The organism is Candidatus Magnetobacterium casense (assembly GCF_000714715.1).
Taxonomy (GTDB): domain Bacteria; phylum Nitrospirota; class Thermodesulfovibrionia; order Thermodesulfovibrionales; family Magnetobacteriaceae; genus Magnetobacterium; species Magnetobacterium casense.
In genome coordinates this window covers 22,261-43,276 of sequence record NZ_JMFO01000020.1, presented here as the reverse complement: position 1 = coordinate 43,276, position 21,016 = coordinate 22,261, and the positions used below count along the sequence as shown (strand labels likewise).

Annotated in this window: 19 protein-coding genes; 9 read left to right on the top strand and 10 right to left on the bottom strand. The window is 48.6% G+C overall.

Features of this window, described 5'->3' with window-relative positions; translation table 11 throughout:
* Positions 1–24 precede the first annotated feature (24 nt).
* From pilQ to Mcas_RS10900, 9 genes are all read left to right on the top strand, one after another.
* Complete coding sequence (pilQ, locus tag Mcas_RS10940) at positions 25–2,700, top strand: type IV pilus secretin PilQ (RefSeq protein ID WP_040335583.1); 2,676 nt, start codon at positions 25–27, stop codon at positions 2,698–2,700.
* 73 nt (positions 2,701–2,773) lie between these two features.
* Positions 2,774–3,388 carry a hypothetical protein gene (locus Mcas_RS10935; RefSeq protein ID WP_040335582.1) on the top strand — a complete coding sequence of 205 codons (615 nt, stop codon included), beginning with the start codon at positions 2,774–2,776 and terminating at the stop codon, positions 3,386–3,388.
* A 20-nt stretch (positions 3,389–3,408) separates the two neighbouring features.
* Complete coding sequence (locus tag Mcas_RS10930) at positions 3,409–6,357, top strand: Ig-like domain-containing protein (protein WP_081853794.1); 2,949 nt, start codon at positions 3,409–3,411, stop codon at positions 6,355–6,357.
* A 22-nt stretch (positions 6,358–6,379) separates the two neighbouring features.
* A complete protein-coding gene (locus Mcas_RS10925) occupies positions 6,380–8,296 on the top strand; it encodes a S8 family serine peptidase (protein WP_052567207.1) in 1,917 nt (638 codons plus the stop codon).
* A 142-nt stretch (positions 8,297–8,438) separates the two neighbouring features.
* Entirely contained in the window at positions 8,439–9,644 is a 1,206-nt protein-coding gene (aroC, locus tag Mcas_RS10920) for a chorismate synthase (protein WP_040335580.1), read from the top strand.
* A gap of 2 nt (positions 9,645–9,646) precedes the next feature.
* A complete protein-coding gene (locus tag Mcas_RS10915) occupies positions 9,647–10,156 on the top strand; it encodes a shikimate kinase (protein ID WP_040335579.1) in 510 nt (169 codons plus the stop codon).
* 164 nt (positions 10,157–10,320) lie between these two features.
* The gene (gene aroB / locus Mcas_RS10910; RefSeq protein ID WP_040335578.1) at positions 10,321–11,406 is read left to right on the top strand and encodes a 3-dehydroquinate synthase; all 1,086 of its coding nucleotides are present in this window, start codon (positions 10,321–10,323) and stop codon (positions 11,404–11,406) included.
* A 46-nt stretch (positions 11,407–11,452) separates the two neighbouring features.
* The gene (locus tag Mcas_RS10905) at positions 11,453–12,178 is read left to right on the top strand and encodes a pseudouridine synthase (RefSeq protein ID WP_040335577.1); all 726 of its coding nucleotides are present in this window, start codon (positions 11,453–11,455) and stop codon (positions 12,176–12,178) included.
* Between the two features lie 82 nt (positions 12,179–12,260).
* The gene (locus Mcas_RS10900; protein WP_040335576.1) at positions 12,261–12,704 is read left to right on the top strand and encodes a hypothetical protein; all 444 of its coding nucleotides are present in this window, start codon (positions 12,261–12,263) and stop codon (positions 12,702–12,704) included.
* A 32-nt stretch (positions 12,705–12,736) separates the two neighbouring features.
* Here Mcas_RS10900 and Mcas_RS10895 read toward each other — a convergent pair whose 3' ends face one another.
* From Mcas_RS10895 to Mcas_RS10850, 10 genes are all read right to left on the bottom strand, one after another.
* Entirely contained in the window at positions 12,737–13,642 is a 906-nt protein-coding gene (locus tag Mcas_RS10895) for a glycosyltransferase family 2 protein (RefSeq protein ID WP_040335575.1), read from the bottom strand.
* A 7-nt stretch (positions 13,643–13,649) separates the two neighbouring features.
* Positions 13,650–14,153, bottom strand: coding sequence for a hypothetical protein (locus Mcas_RS10890; protein WP_040335574.1), 504 nt, complete (start codon positions 14,151–14,153; stop codon positions 13,650–13,652).
* Positions 14,154–14,208: 55 nt separating this feature from the next.
* Complete coding sequence (locus Mcas_RS10885; protein ID WP_040335573.1) at positions 14,209–14,841, bottom strand: precorrin-2 dehydrogenase/sirohydrochlorin ferrochelatase family protein; 633 nt, start codon at positions 14,839–14,841, stop codon at positions 14,209–14,211.
* Between the two features lie 16 nt (positions 14,842–14,857).
* Positions 14,858–16,123 (bottom strand): M20/M25/M40 family metallo-hydrolase, encoded by a 1,266-nt coding sequence (locus tag Mcas_RS10880; protein ID WP_156033321.1) that lies wholly within the window; start codon positions 16,121–16,123, stop codon positions 14,858–14,860.
* Complete coding sequence (locus Mcas_RS10875; protein ID WP_040335571.1) at positions 16,005–16,706, bottom strand: YggS family pyridoxal phosphate-dependent enzyme; 702 nt, start codon at positions 16,704–16,706, stop codon at positions 16,005–16,007. Before Mcas_RS10875 ends, Mcas_RS10880 begins: the two co-directional genes overlap by 119 nt.
* Before the next feature lie 6 nt (positions 16,707–16,712).
* The gene (locus Mcas_RS10870) at positions 16,713–17,147 is read right to left on the bottom strand and encodes a hypothetical protein (protein WP_040335570.1); all 435 of its coding nucleotides are present in this window, start codon (positions 17,145–17,147) and stop codon (positions 16,713–16,715) included.
* On the bottom strand, positions 17,148–18,122 hold the full coding sequence (locus tag Mcas_RS10865) for a DNA-methyltransferase (protein ID WP_200873684.1): 975 nt from the start codon (positions 18,120–18,122) through the stop codon (positions 17,148–17,150).
* A complete protein-coding gene (locus tag Mcas_RS10860; protein ID WP_040335568.1) occupies positions 18,082–18,864 on the bottom strand; it encodes a hypothetical protein in 783 nt (260 codons plus the stop codon). The genes Mcas_RS10865 and Mcas_RS10860 overlap by 41 nt, the downstream gene beginning before the upstream one ends.
* 306 nt (positions 18,865–19,170) lie before the next feature.
* Entirely contained in the window at positions 19,171–20,514 is a 1,344-nt protein-coding gene (locus tag Mcas_RS10855) for a sensor histidine kinase (protein ID WP_156033320.1), read from the bottom strand.
* Between the two features lie 43 nt (positions 20,515–20,557).
* The gene (locus Mcas_RS10850) at positions 20,558–20,875 is read right to left on the bottom strand and encodes an FmdB family zinc ribbon protein (protein ID WP_040335566.1); all 318 of its coding nucleotides are present in this window, start codon (positions 20,873–20,875) and stop codon (positions 20,558–20,560) included.
* Positions 20,876–21,016: the final 141 nt, after the last annotated feature.

Sequence of the window (21,016 nt, the reverse complement as noted above, 5' to 3'; positions counted from 1 at the left end):
GAGATGTCAGGGAGGCCAATGAAAATGTTTAAAGACAAGGGCTTAATATTATGGGTCGTTATACTTTTTGTCACGATGCTTTATGGTTGCAGCTCAACGGGAGGTGTCAGTGGTAGTGGCAAACCTGACGGCCTGTTGCAAGATGACAGCGGGAAGGCACAGGCAGGTGCCAAAGGCCCCAATTTTCTGAAATCAATAGAAATAGAGGACTATATGGTGAAGGTCGTAGCGGAGAAGCCCTTTGAATATTCGCTGACTCCACCGTCGGACCCGTTTAAGATAGTGGTGAGTCTAAAGGCCGTGGACTTGGGCATGTACAGAAACAGGATTGTTTCGGGCAAGGAAGGGATTGCCGAAGTGTCATTGCAGCCCTCCGGTGCAGATGGCGTATTAAACGTGGAGATTACGCTTACGTCACCATTTGAGACTACACATAAGCAGTCGGATAATGTCCTGACTGTTGGCGTTCGCAAGGATGCCGATGGTGTTAGGGCTGCGGATGTCAGCAGTGGTGCACAAAATGGCGGTAAAGAGTGGTTGGCGGTTAAATCGGAAAAAGGACCGATAGTGAAATCAAGCGACGAGACAACACCGATAGAGAATCTGCCGACAGAGAAGCCCGCAGACAAATCGCTGGAGAGTCATCCGGTGTCGGCTGGGGATACTCCCGTGCATGAGGCTAGGAGCATTACCGGTGTGAGCTTTAAGCGAGAGAGGGATGCCGTAAATGTGATAATCCGTGGCGACGGTGCCTTGAAACCCGTGATATCCAGCCTTAGCGATGTCAGTGTCTCAGACAAGATAGCAATAGACATCCCAAATGTAAAGATAGCGTCAAAACTACCAAAGGAGATAGCAGTGCCCTTAAAGGCGCTAAGGTGGGAAGAGGGCAATCTGGGCGTGCGTGTAGTATTAGAGCTGCAGAAGGATACCCCCTACGAGGTGCTGACGGTCAATGATACGATCATAGTGTCTCTGACGACGTTTGACCGGATAGATGCGGCGGTAAGGCGGGCCGTGAAGGGTGGCGATTCAACTCCTGCCGAACGCAGAGAACGGGCAGGTAGCACAAAGGCAGATGTAGCAGGTAAGAAGAAAGACCCTGTCATGGCGGCAGATATGCCTGCTTTCAAAGTAGACCAGCCTGTTGGAAAAATGCCTCCTGTAACCCCTGTGCAAAGAGGAGATTCTTTAGCCTCGCCCTTTGATGATGGGACGGTGAAGATAATAAAGGATGAAGCCGCTGAACCCCTTGAGATTACTATGTGCGGCAAAAGACTTGAGTGTGGTACCCAAAATAAGATAAGGCTGAATGTTCAGGATGCCCCTGTGACGGCATTGCTCAAACTCCTCGCCGACGAGAGTGGCTGTGATATCGTAGTAGACTCCGATGTTAGCGGTAAGGTGACGATGCAGATTAAGGATGCCCCCTGGTATCAAGTGGTAGACCTTGTTCAAAAAATACTCAGACTCGGCTGCGATGTAACCGGCAACATCATTCGCATAGCCAACCAGAAGACCCTGGACGATATGAGAAAGACAGAGCTTGAAGCGAAAAAACGAGAAGATGATGAAAGGCTGCGAATATCAGCATCTAAACGCAAAGAAGAAGAAGCGTTGCAGGAATTGGCTAAAGTAAAGCGCATGGATTGTCTTCTGAAATATGTACCTGCCGATGAAGTAAATAAGAAACTGTTAAGCAAGTTTGAGGCGGAAGGTAAAAGTACAGCAGGAAAACCCAAGCAACAGGAGGATGTAGAGGCTTTCAATATAGGTCTTCAGCAGAAAAGAGCACAAGGAGGCTTGTTGACTGCCAAAGGTACCGTTTATGCCGACGAATCGGTAAATAAACTCATAGTTATAGATATAGAATCAGCGTTGAAGAATATCAGGGATTTTATCCATGCACTGGATGTGCCTAAGAAACAGGTGTTAATAGAGACCAAGATAATAGAGGTCAATAATAATATTTCGGATGCGTTGGGAATAAATTGGGGATTCTTTTCAAGGTCTTTTGACAAAACAGGTGCAATAGGGATAGGTAAGGGAGCAGGCGTCACTGGCCAAACCTTTCTGGCAGATATGCCTACAACTGTTTCTAACCTGGGCAGTGGTATAGCCCTGGGTTTTATAAATGCCCAGAGGACACTTGGTCTGGACCTGAAGTTGCAAGCAATGGAGACCTCAAATAGTGGTAAGATTATCACAAGCCCCCGCCTGCTTACAATGAACAACGAAGAAGCAAGCATTACACAAGGGTTGGACATACCATACCCCATAATGAACCCCCAGGGAGTGGTGTCGGCAGCGTTTAAGTCCGTCTCCGTTGATATCAAGATCACGCCAAAGATCACGCCCGGTCGGCTGATCAATCTCGATGTGGAGATTAAAAAGGAAGACTTGGTTGGCTATACCAAGATAGGTGGCAGCGATGCCCCCAATACAACGAAATTAAACGAAAAAACAAAGGTCATAGTAAAAGATGGTGAAACTTTGGTGTTGGGAGGTATATTCAAACAAAATGCTGCCATCTCAGAGGAGGGGACGGCAGGACTAAAAGATATACCGGTTTTGGGTTGGCTCTTTAAATCAACCACGAAGGAGAATAAAGAATCAGAGTACCTGATATTTATAACGCCCAGGGTTGTGGAGAGAGAATTTGGCAGCGATGCTACTGATTGTAAGATCGTGGAGCAATAACGACATGAGACGTTTTACTTTTTTTTATAGTTCATAGCGTCGGTATATTAAGATTATACAAGAAGGAGAAGATATGCAAAGAAGAAGGATTTTAACACTGTTTTTGGTCTTGGGTCTGGTGTTTGTCTACAGTTGTGGAGGGGGTAGCGGACCGGCCAGCCCCGGTAGTAGTGAGCCGGGTAAGATCGGCGGGTATCTAACCGTGTCCACTATGGTTCATTCATCCCCCGCGGGAGACCAGGGGGATGGGTGGAGCATTGATCTGGTGCAGGGCATATGTGAAGGCGGTAAACCGGAAAAGTGGGGAGACGATACCAGCGTTATGACGGTCAATCTCGCATCGTATGATAAACTGACCCCTGCCAACCCTGTCTTTATACAACGTTATACCATTGAATATACACAGCAGATATACGAACTTGACCTGCCGCCAATTAAGATGTTTGACCTGACAACGACCGTTACGGTGCAACCCGATACCTCGGCAACGGTAAACCTTGTTATCCTGGATGCAGGTACAAAAACGGAATACATGAAAGAGATAAACAGCGGGAAATATAACCCCAACAAGTTGGAGCCATACCTGTATGATATGAAAATAACCCTCTATGGCGTTGATTCGCTGGGGCATGAGTTTAATGTGCCGATCCACAGGACGGTGTCATTGGCCAATTACGATAACTGTTAAATCCTAAGGAGTATATAATAATGAATAGATGTAATCAGAGTATAATGCGTTATTTCCTATATTCCATGCTCTTGTGTTTGCTGGCCATGTCCGTTGTCAGTTGTGGCGGTGGGGGTGGCTCCTCCGGTAACGACTACACACCGCCGAAACCAACCGGAGGCGTACCGCATGACATAATGCTCTCCACCGACAAGACCGTAGGACAGTCAAACGCTCCGATTTATATGACCGCCCTGGTCACCGACGCAAACGGCAAACCCGTTAAAAATACGGAAGTGACCTTCACAAAGACATCAACGGCCGGCAACATAAGCCCAAGCCTGTTAAACGACTTTGCCGCTAAGGATGTCGCAGTCTACAAGGTTCAAACAGACATCTATGGCCGGGCAAGCATCAAGGTAAACTCCACGGCAAGCGGCTATGTCACCGTAGAGGCATACGTCGGCGGCGGTCTGATGGCACGCAGGTCGGTGCTCTTTACAAGCTCAGGGACCATCGTAAACCAGTTTACACCCATATCGGTTGTCCTGGACATAGACGGCAACAACAACGGCACCTATAACGAAAAAGACGATTACAAAGTCTGTCAGTCAAAAGCAGACCAAATCGTAAAAGTCAAGGCCACGGTCTATTTCAAGGGAGAAAAGACCGCCGGTATAGGCCTGTTTATAGGCACTGACCTGAGTAATCTCGTTGACTTCTATAACAACACCTACGGCATATACTCCGTAAACCAGACAACGGGCGTCAAAACGCTTACAGGATGTGACTATAACGGTAGCGGCACCATAGATGCCACTAACGAATACAATTGCTATACAACGCACAACAATACAACGGGTGTGCCGTCGTATTGGTTCAGCGAAGACCGCGTCTATACCAACAGCTCCGGAGAGGCCAAGACCGAATTCCGAATAAGCTGCCAGAACATCACTCAAGAACGGTTGCTCTCTGTTTTGGCAACGACGGACAGCTACAGCTTCCCCGAGTTTAGCCCCACTGGAAGGAAGTTCTACGGCACGGGCAGCACAACCCTGTTTATAGAGCCAATAGTTGTCTCAAGCGTAACGGTAACGGCAAACCCCACGGAAGTTGCCACAGGACAGACGTCCTATATCACGGCCACGGTGAACACAACCCTGGGTGATGCAACGGCACCCGATGGTACGTTTGTCCAGTTCTACGCCGACTGCAAAGACAGCACCGCTACAGCCTTGTCGTCGTTTAACCCGCAAACAGCCCAGATAGTCAACGGTAAGGCTACAACGATCTTTACCGCCCCAACAGAAATCCCTACCGGAAATTCCGGACAATGCACCGTAGAGGCAAGGGTTGGAGCAGTATCGGGCTTTGTCGCCCTCACGGTCAATAGGGCGCTGGAAGTAACCCCGGAGACTCAGACCATCTCAGACCCAAAGGTCGGCGATACGGCAACGTTTAACGTGGTCGGCGGCGCCAAACCCTATAGCGTGCGCAGCGGTAATCCGGCAGTGTCGGTAGCAATAAGCGGTTCTGAGATAACGGCCACCGTAGTAAGTCTCCCCAATGATGATACAACAAACGTATCAATTACGGTAACCGACGCAAAACACACCGAGGTCACCGTTACCTTAGTGCTGGCTTCTGACCCCCTGTCGATAACACCAAACCTTCAAACGCTGACCTCTCCACCGGTGGGGACGAGTGTTACATACACGGTGCGAGGCGGAAGACGCCCATATACGGCCTCCTCTGGCGACCCGCAACTGGTTAGTACAAGTGTATCCGGCTCAACCTTGACCGTTACTACCCTTGTGGTCATAACAGCGGCAAATGCAAAATCTGTAACGCTGACCGTGCAGGATAATAAGGGAAAGACTGCCACCGCATCTTTAGCCCTTCAGGTGTCCTCTTCAAGCGGTATAAAGATCACGCCGCCAACCCAGATACTGACAAATCCACCTGTAGGTACTACTGCTACCTATACGGTATCGGGCGGTGCCCCGCCTTACAGCGTTACCGTGGATAAACCACAACTTGCCGACGTTGCAATAAGCGGCAATACGATAACCGCAACAACCCGTGTGGCAATCACAACTTCTAACGCCGGTACAGTAAATATCTACGTTACAGACTCTTCAGGCGTATCGGCAACCGCAACGCTTGACCTCAGGGCGGCCACAGGCTCTTTAAGGATAGACCCTGCCAGCCAAACCCTCACAAGCCCTGCGGTGGGCACTGTCGCTACGTATACGATCATCGGCGGTACAAGCCCCTACAGAACCAGCGTTAATCTGCCACAAACGGTAAGCACCTCAACAAACGGTGACACCCTCAACGTGACAACCCTTGCTGCAATTACAACGGCTACTACCGTTATTATCAATGTTACCGATGCCAATGGCCTTACTGGCACGGCAAACCTCAACTTAAATCCTGCAGGGGCTAGCTCGCTGCTTGTAACACCTGCAACCAGAATCCTGACGACACCGATAAAGGGTACTACGGCCACATATACGGTCTCAGGTGGCAAAACACCCTATTCAGTGACCACCGACTCCCCTCAACTGGCCAGTGCATCTGTGGTAGGTTCAACTGTGACCCTCACCCTGTTGAAAGACCTTACATCGGGAACTATTACCTTTTACGTCACGGATGCCAATGGTTTAACGGGCACTGGAACCCTGCAAGTTGCCGCAGGAACCTTCTCAATATACCCTGAGACTATTACCTTGCTCGCCCCCAACGCAGGTGATACGGCTAACTTTGACATATTTGGCGGTACCCCTCCGTTTAAGATCTACGTCGATCGCCCTGACCTCTTAACCGCAAAGGTCGGGAACTCTGCAACCGCCTCAAGCTCTATACCCCTGACGGTTACCGTCAGACAAAAGGTTACTGCCAGCGATAACGGTACAACCGTCAATATCCAGGTGCTTGATGCCACTACCAGTACAAGTAGCTGTGGCGTGAAGTTGACCGTATATTGATGAAGGACATGTGGAGGAACTTATGAAGAGATGCAGTATTATTCAGTTGATACGAGTAATAATCGTGATTGCGATGTTGCTGGCTGTTGCCTCCTGCGGAGACCAGGGGAAAAAAGACGCCGCTAACTCCAACACCGCTGCCAATACGGCAACGACAACCGTAAAGACACACGAGACCGAAACCGCCTCCCTGACAAAAGGAAGGTTTACCCCAAAGGACCTCTCAGATGTCAATACGAATGCCTATAAAGAAGGACAATTGCTTATTAAGTTCAAGGACGATATCACCTCAACCAGGTCGTTGACCGTGCATAGGGCACTTGGCGCCAAGGTCGTGAAGTCCTACACGCTGGTGAAAAATCTCGAACTCGTGACACTGCCAGCGTCCCTCAACGTTAAAGAGGCCGTTAAGCAGTACATGCAACATGCCGATGTCCAGTACGCCGAACCCAACTACTATGCACAGGGCCTGGACGTGATGCCCAATGACCCCTATTTTGCCGTGCAATGGGCACTGTACAACAACGGCCAGAAAAACGGTACCCCTGGTGCAGACATAAAGGCCTATAAGGCGTGGGATGTCACCAAAGGCGATAAAAACGTCATCGTTGCCGTCCTGGATACAGGGGTGGACTACAATCACCCCGACCTTGGCGGTAATATCTGGAACAACATCAAAGAATCCCTTGACGGCCTCGATAACGACAACAACGGCTATGTTGATGACATCCGGGGATGGGACTTCGTCGGTAATGACTCTGTAGACCCAAAAGAAGGCAATAACCCAATGGATGTCCACGGACATGGCACCCACGTCTCCGGCACAACCGGCGCCATCGGAAACAATTCAACCGGTGTGGCCGGTGTCAGTTGGGACGTGACCATTATGCCCGTCAAGATTCTCAACTCCGACCTCAAAACCACAATGGATGCACTGATTTCAGGTATCCAGTACGCAACCAGAAACGGCGCCAGGATCATCAATGCCTCCCTGGGATGGAAAAACACCAGTCAGGCCATCTATAATGCAATCGCAAACGCAAGGGATGCAGGCGTTTTGCTGGTGGCCTCAGCCGGTAACGGTGGCAGCTCCGATGACATCTACTGCAACGGCTCCCTCCAAAACGACAACGACCTCTCCCCGTGCTACCCTGCCAGCTATAACCTGGAAAACATCATATCGGTTGCAGCCTCCGACCAAAACGATATGCTAGCCTCGTTCTCCAATTACGGGGTGATCTCCGTCGATGTCTCCGCCCCCGGCGTTGATATCTGCAGCACGATAACAGGCTATAACTCCGGCACCATCTATAGTTGCATCTATAGCGGAACGTCCATGTCTGCCCCGCACGTCAGTGGTTTGGCTGCCCTCTTGTGGGCGTACTATCCGCACTTCAGCTTTGCGCAGATCAAGCAGATGGTAGAAAGCTACACTGACCCAATGGCCTCGCCATACAACACCATGACCAGAACCGGTGGAAGGATAAATGCCTGGAAATCGCTCTCGGCCCTGTGGAGCCCCTCCGACCTCAAAGTGGTCAGCACCTCTGCCGGCTATGTAGTCCTGAACTGGGTTGACAGGGCTACCGCAGAAAATGGCTTCCTGCTCTACAGAAGACCCGGTGATGGCCCATATGTACAATACAAGGCCTTGGTTGCCGATACACAGTCATTTGTCGATACCGATACAATCGCAGGGCAGTCCTATACGTATAAGGTAGTGGCATACAACGCAATTGGCGTATCGCCCAACTCCAACGAGGCCACTGTCCAGGTAGTAGCTCCTCCTCCCTCAAGTGGTGGCGGCGGTGGCGGTTGCTCCATAGCCGGTACCAGTAGCTCCGATAATGACAAAGACAAAACGGATATCCTGACTGTCCTGTTGCCAATAGCACTGGCTCTCTTGATAAGACTGCGTAGGTTTGGAAGTATAAATTAATTCGGTACAATATTGAGGATAATCTGTGGACTAGCTATAATGGGGTCAAGGGGACTGGTCCCCTTGCAGGGGAGGTCTGAGGAGGGGGCAGAGCCGCCCTCCTTCTTTCTTTTCTTAGTCACGAATAGAATTAAGTGCAAATATGGATAGATTAAAGATATCAACTGCGGGTGAGTCGCACGGTAAGGCGCTGGTTGGAATCATCGAGGGTATACCCGCAGGCCTGCCCATAGAGACGGAGACCATAAACGAACAACTCCGCCGAAGACAGCAGGGATACGGACGTGGCGGCAGAATGAAGATCGAACAAGACAAGGCCGAAATCCTCTCCGGCGTCAGATGGGGAAAGACCCTGGCCAGCCCAATCGCCCTGAAGATCGATAACCGCGACTGGGAAAACTGGCAAAAGGGTATGTCTTCCCTCGCCCAGGATGAAGGCTCAATCCCCCCCGTTACAAGGGCCAGACCAGGCCACGCAGACCTCGCAGGATGCCTCAAACATGGCTTCAGAGACATCCGTAATGTACTCGAACGCTCCTCGGCACGAGAGACGGCCATGAGGGTAGCCCTGGGGGCTGTGTGCAGAACGTTCCTCGCTCAGTTTGGCATCACCATCGGCAGTTTCGTCGTAAGAATCGGAGGGGCTGGCAAACGCTACTATCAATCCGCAATGAACGAACCGGGTGCCACAAAGGACATCGGCAACCAGTTGTTAGCACTCAGTGCCAAAGCGGATCAATCCCCCGTCAGATGCCCCTTCGAAGAGGACGCACAAAGCATGATCAGGGCCATTGATGAGGCAATAGAAAGGGGTGATACAATCGGAGGTGTCTTTGAGGTGTTTGCCGTGGGCCTGCCCGTTGGACTGGGTAGCCACGTGCAATGGGATAAACGCCTCAACGGACAACTGGCTCAGGCAATAATGAGTATACAAGCCGTAAAAGGCGTAGAATGCGGGCTGGGCTTTGACCTCTCAGGGCTATTTGGCTCAAAACTTATGGATGAGATACTCTACAGCGATGAAACCGGCTTTTATCGCCAATCCAATTTTGCCGGAGGCCTCGAAGGTGGTATGACAAACGGTATGCCCCTGCTGATGAGGGCTATCATGAAACCCATTCCAACACAACGAAAACCCCTGAAGTCAATTGATATCATAACCAAGGAGCCAAAAGAGGCCGCTTACGAACGCTCGGACGTCTGCGCCGTTGCCGCATGTAGCGTGATAGCCGAGGCCATGATTGCCTTTGTCCTGACTGATGCCATCCTCTGTAAGTTCGGTGGTGACTGCATTGATGAGACAATGAGAAACTATAACAATTATCTAACGTACCTGAAAGGGTATTAACCATGAAAAACATAGTCCTGACAGGCTTTATGGGAACCGGAAAGACCACCGTCGGATGTCTCCTCTCTGAGACGCTGGGCAGACCGCTGATCGATATAGACTCCGAAATTGAAACAACAACCGCAATGAAGATCAACGAAATCTTTGCAACCCGCGGAGAGCCGGCATTCAGAGAGCTGGAAACCGATATGGCCAAAAAGGTATCAAGCCTCAAGGGCGTGATCATATCCACTGGCGGTGGCATTGTGCTGAGAGAGGAAAACATGAAATATCTCAGAGGCAACGGTTACATCGTCTGTCTGATGACAACTCCGGAGGCGATCCTGAGCCGTGTCGCCAGTACCGATGACCGTCCGCTGCTTAAGGTGCCAAACCCCCTGCAAAAGATATACGAACTGTTGGACTTCAGAAGACCGTTTTATGAACAGGCCGACCTCGTGATCGATACCGATGACAAGACCCCCGAAATGGTCGTTGCGGAGATAATCGCGATGACCACGTTTTCACTCTGAGGCCGCCGCAAGGAAGGGGTCAAGGGGTCAGCGACCCCCTGCTCAGTGGGGGGCTGGCCCCCTTGCAGGGTGGTGAAGGGGGGGTGGAGCCGCCACCTTCCAGGGGGTCAGGGGACGGAGTCCCCTTCTCTTAATGTCGGATTAATGATACAAGGATGGCAGAAATGGAAATAGTACCCGTCTCTCTTGGCAACAGGAGCTACGATATAGCAATAGGCCACGGTATCCTTGATGCCGTAGGGCAGAGACTCAAAGAGTGCGGATTTGGCAAGACCCTTGCACTTGTCAGCAACCCGACCGTCTTTAACCTCTACGGAGAGAGGGTGTTGGCCTCGGTCAGGACGGCAGGGTTTAAGTGTTTCTACGTGTTGCTCCCCGACGGTGAGGAGTACAAGGACCTCAACTGGGTCAACTATATCTTGTCTGAACTCCTGAAAGAGGGGCTCGACCGCAAATCAGCCCTGATTGCCCTTGGGGGTGGTGTGATCGGCGACATCACTGGATTTGCCGCATCTATCTATATGCGAGGCATTGGCTACGTCCAGATTCCCACAACGCTCCTGGCGCAGGTGGACAGCTCCGTTGGCGGTAAGACCGGCGTCAACCACGCACTTGGAAAAAACATGATAGGCTCCTTCTATCAGCCCCGCCTGGTGTGGATCGACATCGGGACGTTGAGCACCCTGCCCTGGAGACAGCGCCTCTCCGGCCTTGCCGAGGTCATAAAGTACGGTGTTATCTGGGATGCGAACTTCTTCCGCTACCTCGTGGTAAAGACCGATGAACTGTTGTCCTTTATCCCCGACAACCTGATCTATATAATCAATCGCTCATGCCAGATCAAGGCCGAGGTCGTCTCCGAGGATGAAACTGAATCCGGCCTGCGGGCCATCCTCAACTATGGTCATACGGTTGGACACGCCATTGAAACAATTACCGGATACAGGAAGTTTCTACACGGAGAGGCCGTAGCCATCGGTATGTATGCCGCTGCCTGCATTGCCGTGGAACGCTCCATGCTTGCCCCGGCTGACCTGGTGCAGTTGAAAAATATCCTTGAGAGTTACCATCTGCCCTTTAGGGTACCAGACGACATCGACCATAACCAACTGGTGGGGCTTATGTATCACGACAAAAAGGCCGTCTCTGGTGGCCTGAGGTTCGTATTGCCTGAGAAGATCGGCTCCGTCAGGCTGGTCTCTGTCGATGATGAAGCCTATATCCTTGAGGGACTTCAAAGGACAAAATAATCTCCCTGTCCCCTTTTTTCTGTCAACTTTATGTTACACTATTATTATGAAAGAAAGACTTCAGAAGATCATATCGGCACTAGGCATCATGTCACGAAGGAAGGCGGAGGAGTTGATTGTCGAGGGCAGGGTTACGATAAATGGTGCTGTGGCGGAACTTGGCGCCAAGGCCGACATCTGCAACGACCACATCAAGATAGACGGCAAGTTGGTCAATCCCAGGGCCATTGAGCAACAGCGTATCTACGTAAAGTTCTACAAACCCGTGGAAGTGGTGACGACCCTCGAGGACCCCGAGGGAAGGGTGACGATAGGGCACTTCATTAAGGGCATAGGCACGAGGGTATATCCGATCGGGAGGTTGGATTACAACTCAGAGGGGTTGTTGCTGCTGACAAACGATGGTGATTTTGCCCACAAACTCCTGCATCCGCGGCAGAGGGTACCCAAGACGTATCACGTAAAGGTCAAGGGCGTCCTGGAGGATGCCGATCTGGCAAGACTCAGGGCAGGCATAAAGCTTGAAGATGGCATGACGTTGCCGGCAAAGGTTGACCGCCTGCACGGGAAAACCGACGTAAACAGCTGGATAGAGATGACCATATATGAAGGCAGAAAGAGGCAGATTCGACGCATGTTGCAACGCCTTGACCACCCCGTCAGCAAGCTCAAGCGCGTGGCAATAAACGGCATCAGGTTAGGTGAGTTGAGGCCGGGACAGTGGCAATACCTTACCCCGCCGGAGATTGCCTCTGCCAGAAAGGGATTTTAACAGACGCTTAGTGGCATGGGCTGGTATCGATTGCACTGATGCATTGAAGTGTGATCATAACCGGCTTCACAGAAGGGTTATCATGTATGATAAGAGTATACTGGAGAGATGGCTCAGGATAGCCGAGACTTTCCGTAAGAGGTTGGGTAATGAGGTAGCTATAAGCTACATTGTAGGTGAGAAATTTTACTTTGTCTCCTGCGATGTCCTGTCGTACAGGAAGCTGGTGACAATCTATAACATGCTGGGCACTGTTGATGACGAGGAAGAGTGTATGAATATATTCCTGGAAGGTGAGAGGTTGTTAGCTAAGTTTGCCGACATGATAACGTCTTATTATGACATAGATGAGATTAACCAATACCTGGACTCCTCTCCTGAGCTTGGGGCAATAGGGCGGATCAGACTCGAGGATGGTGATGAGTTCCTGCAAAGGTACATTGGGGACTATACACGTCCGCTGGCAGTGGAGGTTGAAAATATATTTATCCTGGAGGAAATGAAGAAATACTTCAGTACGGCATAGGCAGGGAAAAAAACAGTTGCCACCAGTTGTCGTCACCCTTTTCCTGTATGTCCTCTGAGGAGGTCGTAGTACCCCTTGAGGGCGCCTTTGACGGCGTTGAGATTACCCTTGAGCAGTTGAATCGCCATCCAGATGGGTATGGCAACAAGAAACTGAAGGGCATAAAACACGCCCTTACGCATCCCCCTGAGACGGTTGCCGAAAAACAGCATCCTGTTCCTGTGAAAATAATACTGGTGTCGCCGGCTGTAAAGGCCGCCTATTGAGGCGCTGATCTTGTGATATATGACGGCGTCGCAGTTTACGACAAGCCTGTAGCCGGCATCCCGCACCCTGCAACAGAGGTCTATATCCTCGACGTTCAGAAAGTACCTATCGTCAAACCCCCCTGTCTCACGATAGACCCGCTGCGGGATCAGCATAAGACATCCGGTGATGAAACCGGACTGCCGCATCCCCTTGCATGTGTTGTGCAGATGGTAGAATGCCCCCCTGATGTAATCAATATATCCGCCGCTGAACCATACGTCGCCTTGTCTGTAGTAATTCCGGATCAATCCACCAACGATGCCGGCATCGTTGAAGTGTTCAAACGTCCCGAGCATCTTTGCAAGAAAGCCCTCCGTCACAACCGTGTCGTTATTCAGGAGCAGTGCGTAGTTATAATCGTCAGCAAAGGCACGCTCCATCCCCACGTTATTGGCAACACCAAAGCCCATATTGGCCTGCAGGGCGATCAGTTCTGCCGTGTCGGTTTCACTGTCCCGGAGCCATTGTGCGATCTCAGCCATTGAACCGTCTGTTGAACCGTTGTCTACTACAAATACCTTGCTTGCACCGCACTGTGTTGTTGTCAGCGACCTGAGGCACTCTATCGTGTCCGCATAGCCATTGTAGTTGACCAGTATGATGGCTACCTTTGGCAGAGAAGGGGTCAACTGCCAGTTATTCCTTCAACACCCATTTATTGTCCTTGTACGTGTAGAAGATATATTCCGAAGACAGCCTTGATATCTTTCTGAAACTCTTTGGCACTTTTGCCTCACACTCTGTCAGGCTTTCATATTCGATATTCTGTCCGTTTGCCCCGACCTCGCTGTACTTGTAAAAGAAGAGCTTCACCTCGGCAGAGTAGGGCTGAAGGGGGTCAGTGGTCTTTTGTATATCATGGCTAAACTCACCGGTGTATTCATTGTAGAAAGACTGCCACAGGGAGTCACAGTAGGAGATCGACACACAGTGTTGTTTCTTTTTCTCTTGCCGTGCCTTTATTGTGGTGTTCAAGTCCGTCTCAACGGTTTTTTTAAGTTCGACAACAACTGCATCATTATCTGGTGGTGCCCCCTCTCCTGCATTTGCCGTGACAGTACTATAAAGAAAGGCCATGCAGAGGGACAAAAGAAAGATACATACATTGATCTTGTTATTGCTGGTTTGTTTTGAAATCATCTTATTTCCTCCTGATTTTCATTTTTTTATCTGACAACAGTTTATCTGAAACCCTTCAACTGCTTACCGGCCATTGTGACAGCCTTGCCTTTACCGCCTCCAGCCTGCCGACCCTTACCGCCTCAACGAAGTCCTTGCCGGCTGCTTCTTTTATCAGGGCGTCCTTGTGTTCAATATCGGCATTGCTGTCGAGTACCCTCTGTCTGTACGTCCGCAGAAACGACACGTAATCGGCAAAGTCCTCTGGATACAACGCTTCAAGCTCCTGGCGTATGGTGCTTGCAAGGGCAGGGCTTGCCCCTGAGGTGGATACCGCTATGGTCAGCTCGCCCCTTGTCACCGACGATGGCACGATAAAGCTGCACCGCTGCGGACTGTCAACGACGTTTATGAGGCCGTTGAACTGTGCGGCGATCTCTTCATTAACCCGCTTGTCAGAGGTGGCCGCTATGACCAGAAACACACCATCGAGGTCATCCTTGACAAACGTCCGTTGCCGGTGAGTGAACCTCCCGGCAGTCTTTAGGCGGTTTAACTCTTCTGTCAGCTCCGGAGCCACGATGGTCAGAGAAGCCCCCGCCTCGATGAGCTTTAAGGCCTTTCGCTGTGCCACCTTGCCACCACCTACGATGAGACACTCCTTGTTGGCGAGGTTAAGAAATACCGGATAGTAGGTCAAACCCTGCATGTTTTAACTCCGTTATCTAATCTTCTCTTATTCTCTGTGCCAATGACGCTATAACCTCAAGGACGAGGAGGCTGCCCCTGAGCAGGTCGTTGGTGTAGATATATTCTTCGACTGTGTGGGGTTTTTGCATACCGGTGGATAGTGGGATGGCCATTATGCCGTGCTGGTTGAATATGTTTGCATCGGAACCTCCCCCTGAGCTGACGCAGGCCGACTCTAATCGACAACGCTCAATAGCGCCGCTTATGATTTGGACGAAAGGCTCTGTTGGTTCAAAGCTGTAACCCTCATAGAGGCGCTCATGCCGGATTGCCAGCTTAACCTGATTTTTTCGGGCGATGTCTTTTGCCGTATTAAAGGTAGTTGTCATGAGCTTATCCAAGGTTGCGGGGGTAAGACTCCTGAACTCGCCATCAACAACGGTTTCAGAGGGGACGATGTTTGTAGCACTGCCCCCGTGTATGATGCCGACATTTGCGGTGGTGTCGGCGTTGATCCGGCCATCGGCAATGGCGGATATTATCCTGGCGGCGGCGATGATTGAGTTTGTACCCTTCTCCGGCTCTATGCCTGCATGTGCTGCCCTTCCGGTAATCGTCATGCGATATGTAACGTGTGTGGGGGCGGCCAGGACAATCCGTCCAACCTCCCCGCTGCTGTCTAAGACCAGGGCATAGCGACTGCGTATCTTGCCGTAGTCAACATGCCTGGCGCCATACAGTCCTCGCTCCTCTGCCGAGGTAAAGAGCACCTCGATGTCTCCGTGGGGATGGCCGGTCTCCTCAAGTATGGTGAGGGCCTCTATGATTTCGGCTATACCGCTCTTGTCATCGGCCCCTAGTATGGTTTCCCCCGTAGAGGCAATGAGACCGTCCTGATGGCTGTAGCTCAGTGCCGCCGGGGTGGGCTGTACTGTGTCCATGTGCGCACTTAACAACAACGAAGTGGCACCAGATATACTGCCCCGTTTGTGTGCCAATATGTTAAAGGAATATTCATAGTCAAGCATCTCTACGTCAAAGGAGAGCCTCCGCAGCATTTCAACAAGTCGTCTGCCGATCTCCTGCTCCTGAAACGACGGCGACGGTATCTCTATTAGCTCCTTAAACGTCTCGATAACACGTTTTTCGTTTATGAGTGCGGCGTTTATGACAGACATTGCCTCACCTCTGGCCGAAGATGGCGGTGCCAATCCTGACCAGCGTAGCGCCTTCCTCGATGGCGACTTCGTAGTCGTTGGACATGCCCATTGATAGTTCGAGGTCCTTGTAGCCCATGCCATAAACGGCCTCTCTGAGCTGATACAACTGCCTGAAGTACGGTCTGACCTCCTGCGGGTTGTCAAGGTAGGGGGGGATGGTCATCAGCCCCTCCAGGCGCACGTGCTTCAGTGTGGCGATGTCCTCAACCAGAGCCGGTAACAGGGATAGATCGATGCCGCTTTTGGTGTGCTCATCGGCCAGTTTGACCTGTATTAGGACGCTTTGTATCTTGTTAAGCCTTTCAGCGTGCAGGTCTATCTCTCTTGCGAGGGCCAGAGAGTCCAGGCAGTGGATTACGTCAAAAAGCCCCACGGCATGTTTGACCTTGTTTCGTTGCAGGTGACCGATGAGGTGCCATGACAGGCGTGTTGCGGATTGGTCGTCGCTAGTGGCCTCAATCTTTTTGACCGCCTCCTGGATGTAGCTCTCACCAAAGTGCCTCAGCCCAACATCTATGGCCTGCACAATGGCCTCCATCGGTATATGCTTGCTGACGGCTATGAGTTTGACCTCATCGGGGCTTCTGTCTGCACGCATGGCCGCGTAGGAGATGCGCTTGTAGATATGGTTTACCCTGTCTATGAGTGAGACGTTATTGGTCATGACATGTCAAGTTTGATGTGTTTTTTTACTCAATTCATTTAAAGTATATGGTATTACATCTAATGCCCACTTTGCTATATCTACAGGTATTTCATATCCATGTGCGGCTATATTCTCAAATTTTGAAAAATCTTTCAAGCGTTTACACACATCTTCCTTCTTACAAAGCTTATCTATCAAGACAGATAAAGTATCTCTCTCTGCAAAAGGAATCCCTTTTTGCTCTAATATTTCTTTAACTGCTATTTCTGTTAATACACGCAAGCCAATTATTACCATAAATGGATATTTATCTGCAATAGAATCAAGAAAATTAAAAAAATTATCTCTGTTTACCTTTAAAGGTACCTTTCTCATCTCCTCAAAGTACTCCATGTTATATGCATAAGCCTTAAACTGGAACATTGGCATCTTTAGGTCCGCGTTAATTTCATTATTCATTTATCTTTCCTTATAATTGTCTTGAAATAGTTTTAGTTGTTTTGGAGATGTTAATTCGGTATCATCTTTATAGAGTTCTTTAACAGATTCTTTAAACTTTTCAATTGAACCGTTATGGTGTTTCAAAAACCATGTGACATGATTTGATAAATATTCCTTTCTGATATCATCTTGTCTTAAATCAAAAGGTACTCTTTCCATCCTTGGATCGACACTATCAAAACCTTTAAACGGTTTACTTAATCTATCTCTTGTCATCTCTACATATGAAGGATTTAATTCAAATCCTGTACAATTCCTATTTAATTGTTGACAAACTCTTAGTGTTGTACCACTTCCTGAAAACGGATCAATTACTAAATCGTGCTCGTTTGATGAGGCAAGCACCATTCGCTCAATCAGTCCTTCAGGTTTTTGTGTTGGATGTGATTGTCTATTGGGATTACAGTAATGCACATGCGAAAATTCCCACACATCGCCAGGATTAGCACCCCTCATGTTGTTTCTTTCCCTGTAATATTTTTGAGGTACTTTTACTGCATCAAGATTAAATATGAAATTGGTTGTCTTGTTAAACATCAAGATATCATCATGTCTAGGTGAAAAACCTATTGTTCTGCCCATGCCTTGTGTATAGTGCCAGCAAATCCAACTATTGAAAGACATCATTAAATCTCTGTCCAAAATGTCATACAGATAAGAAATAAATTTTACACCCATAAATACATATATAGTTCCGGTTTTTTTCAGTGTCCTATGTGCTTGTTGCAGCCATTCTCTTGAAAAACTCAAATATTCTTCAAATCCTTTTAGGTCGTCGTTATTGCCATAATTTTTACCTAAATTGTAGGGAGGGTCTGTGATAATTAAATCTACACTTTCATTAGCTATGTTTTTAAAAAGATGTAAGGCATCTCCTGTTTGTATGTCAATATTAAGCATCTTTAATCCATTCAAACTTTTTAGCATAACCATACCATATTTCAAATCCCTTTTGTGATGCTATACACTTTTTATCTAACATTTGACAAAAATCCCAAACGGTTCTGTTTTGTCTTGTGACATAGTGAATATCTCTAACTTGTAATTGACCACTACCCAGAGCTGGATTGTAAGAAATGTCTGTTTCGGCAATATATTTTAAATCATAAGCATTAAAATCAACTATCTCCATAATTCCCATCATCATTTTTAAATCGGAATCTCTCTGACTGTAAACCTTATGCTTAATAGACAGAACAATAAAAATGTAATCCGGGTCTTTTAAATATGCTGTTCTAATGCGTATAAAAGAAGTTATATTTGGAGATTTACCACTATTTTCAATATCCTTACTTGTAGCTTTGACATCAATATTAGCAGTTACTGAAGATTGTCGTCTTCGCTTTCTCTTAAATTGCAAAATAACGTCTGCCATATTTAATCTTTCACATGATTCAACATTTACTAATTGATAAGCATTCTGGCCATCTTCAAGTACGTCCATGAATTTCTCATAAACCCACGCTTCAATAAATGGTCCGGCAATTTTATTGATATTCTCCATTGGCATACCAAGTTTTAAGTTTGTGTTAATGATAATCTTATTTTTTCCTGTATCCATGGCATCTTTCATTATTTTTTCAATTGCAATTACAACAAAATCCGAACACTCCATATAGTCTTCAGATTCATTTGGAACTTTGAAAGTTAAGGAAGCATATCGCTCAATGCTCATTTAAAATACCGCTTTGTTATGTTTTTTTCCATTTACCAAATCCTTATACAGCACAATAGATTATCTTGACTATTATTATATTCGGATATCTTTTGTTTTGTCAACTATATAATTCAGTTGGGTGCATAAAAAAGAGTGGGTAGCCTTGCCAAAGAAGGGGGAGCTATGCTTCTTGGCACTCCAGGGGGTGAGGCACCCCTGCCATAAAAGTCGCACCTGGTCCCCTCAGCCCCCTTGACCCCGTAAAGGGTAGTTGATTACCCACTAAAAAATTATGCACCCATTGCCAGTTCAAAATTACCCGGACTACCTGGGCAGGACAAAGTAGAAGTTATTGCCCAGCGGGTGTGTTTCATAACCGAAAATTCCACCGTGTATTTCGACAGCGTTTTTAATGAACGTCAGGCCGTGTCCTGTACCCGGTCTGGTTGAGGAGTTGGAACCACGATAGCCCTCCTCAAATACCTTGTCCCTCTCTTCGGGCTTTATGTGTGGTCCGGAACTAAGGACTGAGTACTTTACGCCATCCTTGCCTGTGCCAAAGTAGTCCTTCTTGAGGTCCCTGCAATATCTGACGAGCTTTATAGTTTCCCCCTTTTGGTTGGTCACTTCCTGTCCGTACTTGAGGGCGTTGGAGAACAGGTTGGCATAGACCTGCGCAATCAGCCCCACGTCTATGAGCGTGATGACGTCTGCAGCGCCGGATTCGCACTGCATACCCTCTACTTTAAACCCGGCCTCCTTAAATCGCTGTGCAAATTGCTCAAGCTGTGGCAGTATAACGTCCTCTTTCATGTTACAGGGCTTGGTCCGCAGCGTGAGATGCCCCTTGTCGAAGTGGCTCTTGCGCAGGAGTGTCTCCAGAAACAGCGACGTGTTTTGATAGTGCCGCTCTATGTTTGAGAATTCTTCCACGAGACTGTGATTGACATCGACCATCTCTTCGAGCAAGCGCTCTATGCAGATGCTGTCACAGGTCTCATCAGTGGTGTATGTGATCAGATTTTTTTCGATCTCCCTGTTTTTGGCTATTTTGCCTTTGAGTCTCCTTAGGAATAGCTTGAAGATCATGTTGGGAACGATGATGTTATGCTCGATGTCGGCTACCAGCGATTGGATAAATCTCAGGTGTTCTATGTTCTTATTGAGCAGGAATCTGTTGTGTATATTGTATCCGATACGGTTTGCGTACTTTTCAAGGAAAAAAATATCGTGCTCGTTAATATTAGTGTCGGGATAGACCTCCAGAAAGCCTATGCAGTTGTCTATATGCGTCTGTGGCAACTGCTCACTGAGCAGTTTCTTTCCACGGATGGTCATTACGAGGCGACCGTTTACCCTGTATGGTTTGGGTTGAGCCTGTATGTACTCGGGCAGGCTGTCATCAAAGATACCCCCTGGTGTATCGGTACATGAGACCATGACAAACTCCATTGCCCTCTGGTCTATGAGGTATAATCTGGCCTCGAGGTCGAGAAAGACCTTCGGGATTGCTATACACAAGAGGTATATGTCTTCGGATTCGTCAAACTCCTGAGCCAGATCAAAAAACGCCTTTAAGGCCACTGCCTGGGCATCTGAAAAGTCATACCTCTTATAGTCTTCCTTTTTGCTCTCAATACTCTCTATGATGTGCTTTAAGTCTGCCATAATCTCTCCACCGATATTGCTGGTTAATGTAGCACCTATATCTTTATTTGTCAACCGCGGTGCCCTGTGGTTGACTGACAGTTTTGGACTCCGGAGCAGGTTTTGATTCGCCTGTGGTTTTGTCGGTTGTTTCAGTGGGTTTGCCCTCCGATTTCTCCGACTCTACAGCGTTCTTTCTATCCTTTGAGGGATAATCTGTCACATACCAGCCCTCGCCTTTTAGTACGAATGATGTCGGCGAAATCAGCTTTCTCATCTGTCCGCCACACTCCGGGCAAACGCTGACAGGGGTATCATTGACCTTTTGTAGCATCTCCTGAGTCCTCTTGCACGTGGTACACTCAAACTCATATATGGGCATCTGACAAACCTCCAAATCTTAACATGATCTCATTTTAGTGCATCTTATCACAAAAGGTCAAGGTAATAGTTCGACTATGTGCTTGGAATAGGAGATACTATCTATATCAATAAGCACTGTTGTAAAATACATACAACCGTT

Excerpts from the sequence above, each read along its gene's own strand:
- Mcas_RS10880 (WP_156033321.1), bottom strand. The coding sequence starts at position 16,123 with ATGGCATGGGCTACAAGGACCTCGAACTATCAATGGGCATGTCCAACG.
- Mcas_RS10935 (WP_040335582.1), top strand. The coding sequence starts at position 2,774 with ATGCAAAGAAGAAGGATTTTAACACTGTTTTTGGTCTTGGGTCTGGTG.
- Mcas_RS10860 (WP_040335568.1), bottom strand. The coding sequence starts at position 18,864 with ATGAGCATTGAGCGATATGCTTCCTTAACTTTCAAAGTTCCAAATGAA.
- Mcas_RS10855 (WP_156033320.1), bottom strand. The coding sequence starts at position 20,514 with ATGGCAGACTTAAAGCACATCATAGAGAGTATTGAGAGCAAAAAGGAA.
- Mcas_RS10875 (WP_040335571.1), bottom strand. The coding sequence starts at position 16,706 with ATGACCAATAACGTCTCACTCATAGACAGGGTAAACCATATCTACAAG.
- Mcas_RS10850 (WP_040335566.1), bottom strand. The coding sequence starts at position 20,875 with ATGCCCATATATGAGTTTGAGTGTACCACGTGCAAGAGGACTCAGGAG.
- Mcas_RS10905 (WP_040335577.1), top strand. The coding sequence starts at position 11,453 with ATGAAAGAAAGACTTCAGAAGATCATATCGGCACTAGGCATCATGTCA.
- pilQ (WP_040335583.1), top strand. The coding sequence starts at position 25 with ATGTTTAAAGACAAGGGCTTAATATTATGGGTCGTTATACTTTTTGTC.
- Mcas_RS10930 (WP_081853794.1), top strand. The coding sequence starts at position 3,409 with ATGAATAGATGTAATCAGAGTATAATGCGTTATTTCCTATATTCCATG.
- Mcas_RS10870 (WP_040335570.1), bottom strand. The coding sequence starts at position 17,147 with ATGAATAATGAAATTAACGCGGACCTAAAGATGCCAATGTTCCAGTTT.
- aroC (WP_040335580.1), top strand. The coding sequence starts at position 8,439 with ATGGATAGATTAAAGATATCAACTGCGGGTGAGTCGCACGGTAAGGCG.
- Mcas_RS10885 (WP_040335573.1), bottom strand. The coding sequence starts at position 14,841 with ATGCAGGGTTTGACCTACTATCCGGTATTTCTTAACCTCGCCAACAAG.
- Mcas_RS10890 (WP_040335574.1), bottom strand. The coding sequence starts at position 14,153 with ATGATTTCAAAACAAACCAGCAATAACAAGATCAATGTATGTATCTTT.
- Mcas_RS10915 (WP_040335579.1), top strand. The coding sequence starts at position 9,647 with ATGAAAAACATAGTCCTGACAGGCTTTATGGGAACCGGAAAGACCACC.
- Mcas_RS10865 (WP_200873684.1), bottom strand. The coding sequence starts at position 18,122 with ATGGTTATGCTAAAAAGTTTGAATGGATTAAAGATGCTTAATATTGAC.
- aroB (WP_040335578.1), top strand. The coding sequence starts at position 10,321 with ATGGAAATAGTACCCGTCTCTCTTGGCAACAGGAGCTACGATATAGCA.
- Mcas_RS10925 (WP_052567207.1), top strand. The coding sequence starts at position 6,380 with ATGAAGAGATGCAGTATTATTCAGTTGATACGAGTAATAATCGTGATT.
- Mcas_RS10900 (WP_040335576.1), top strand. The coding sequence starts at position 12,261 with ATGTATGATAAGAGTATACTGGAGAGATGGCTCAGGATAGCCGAGACT.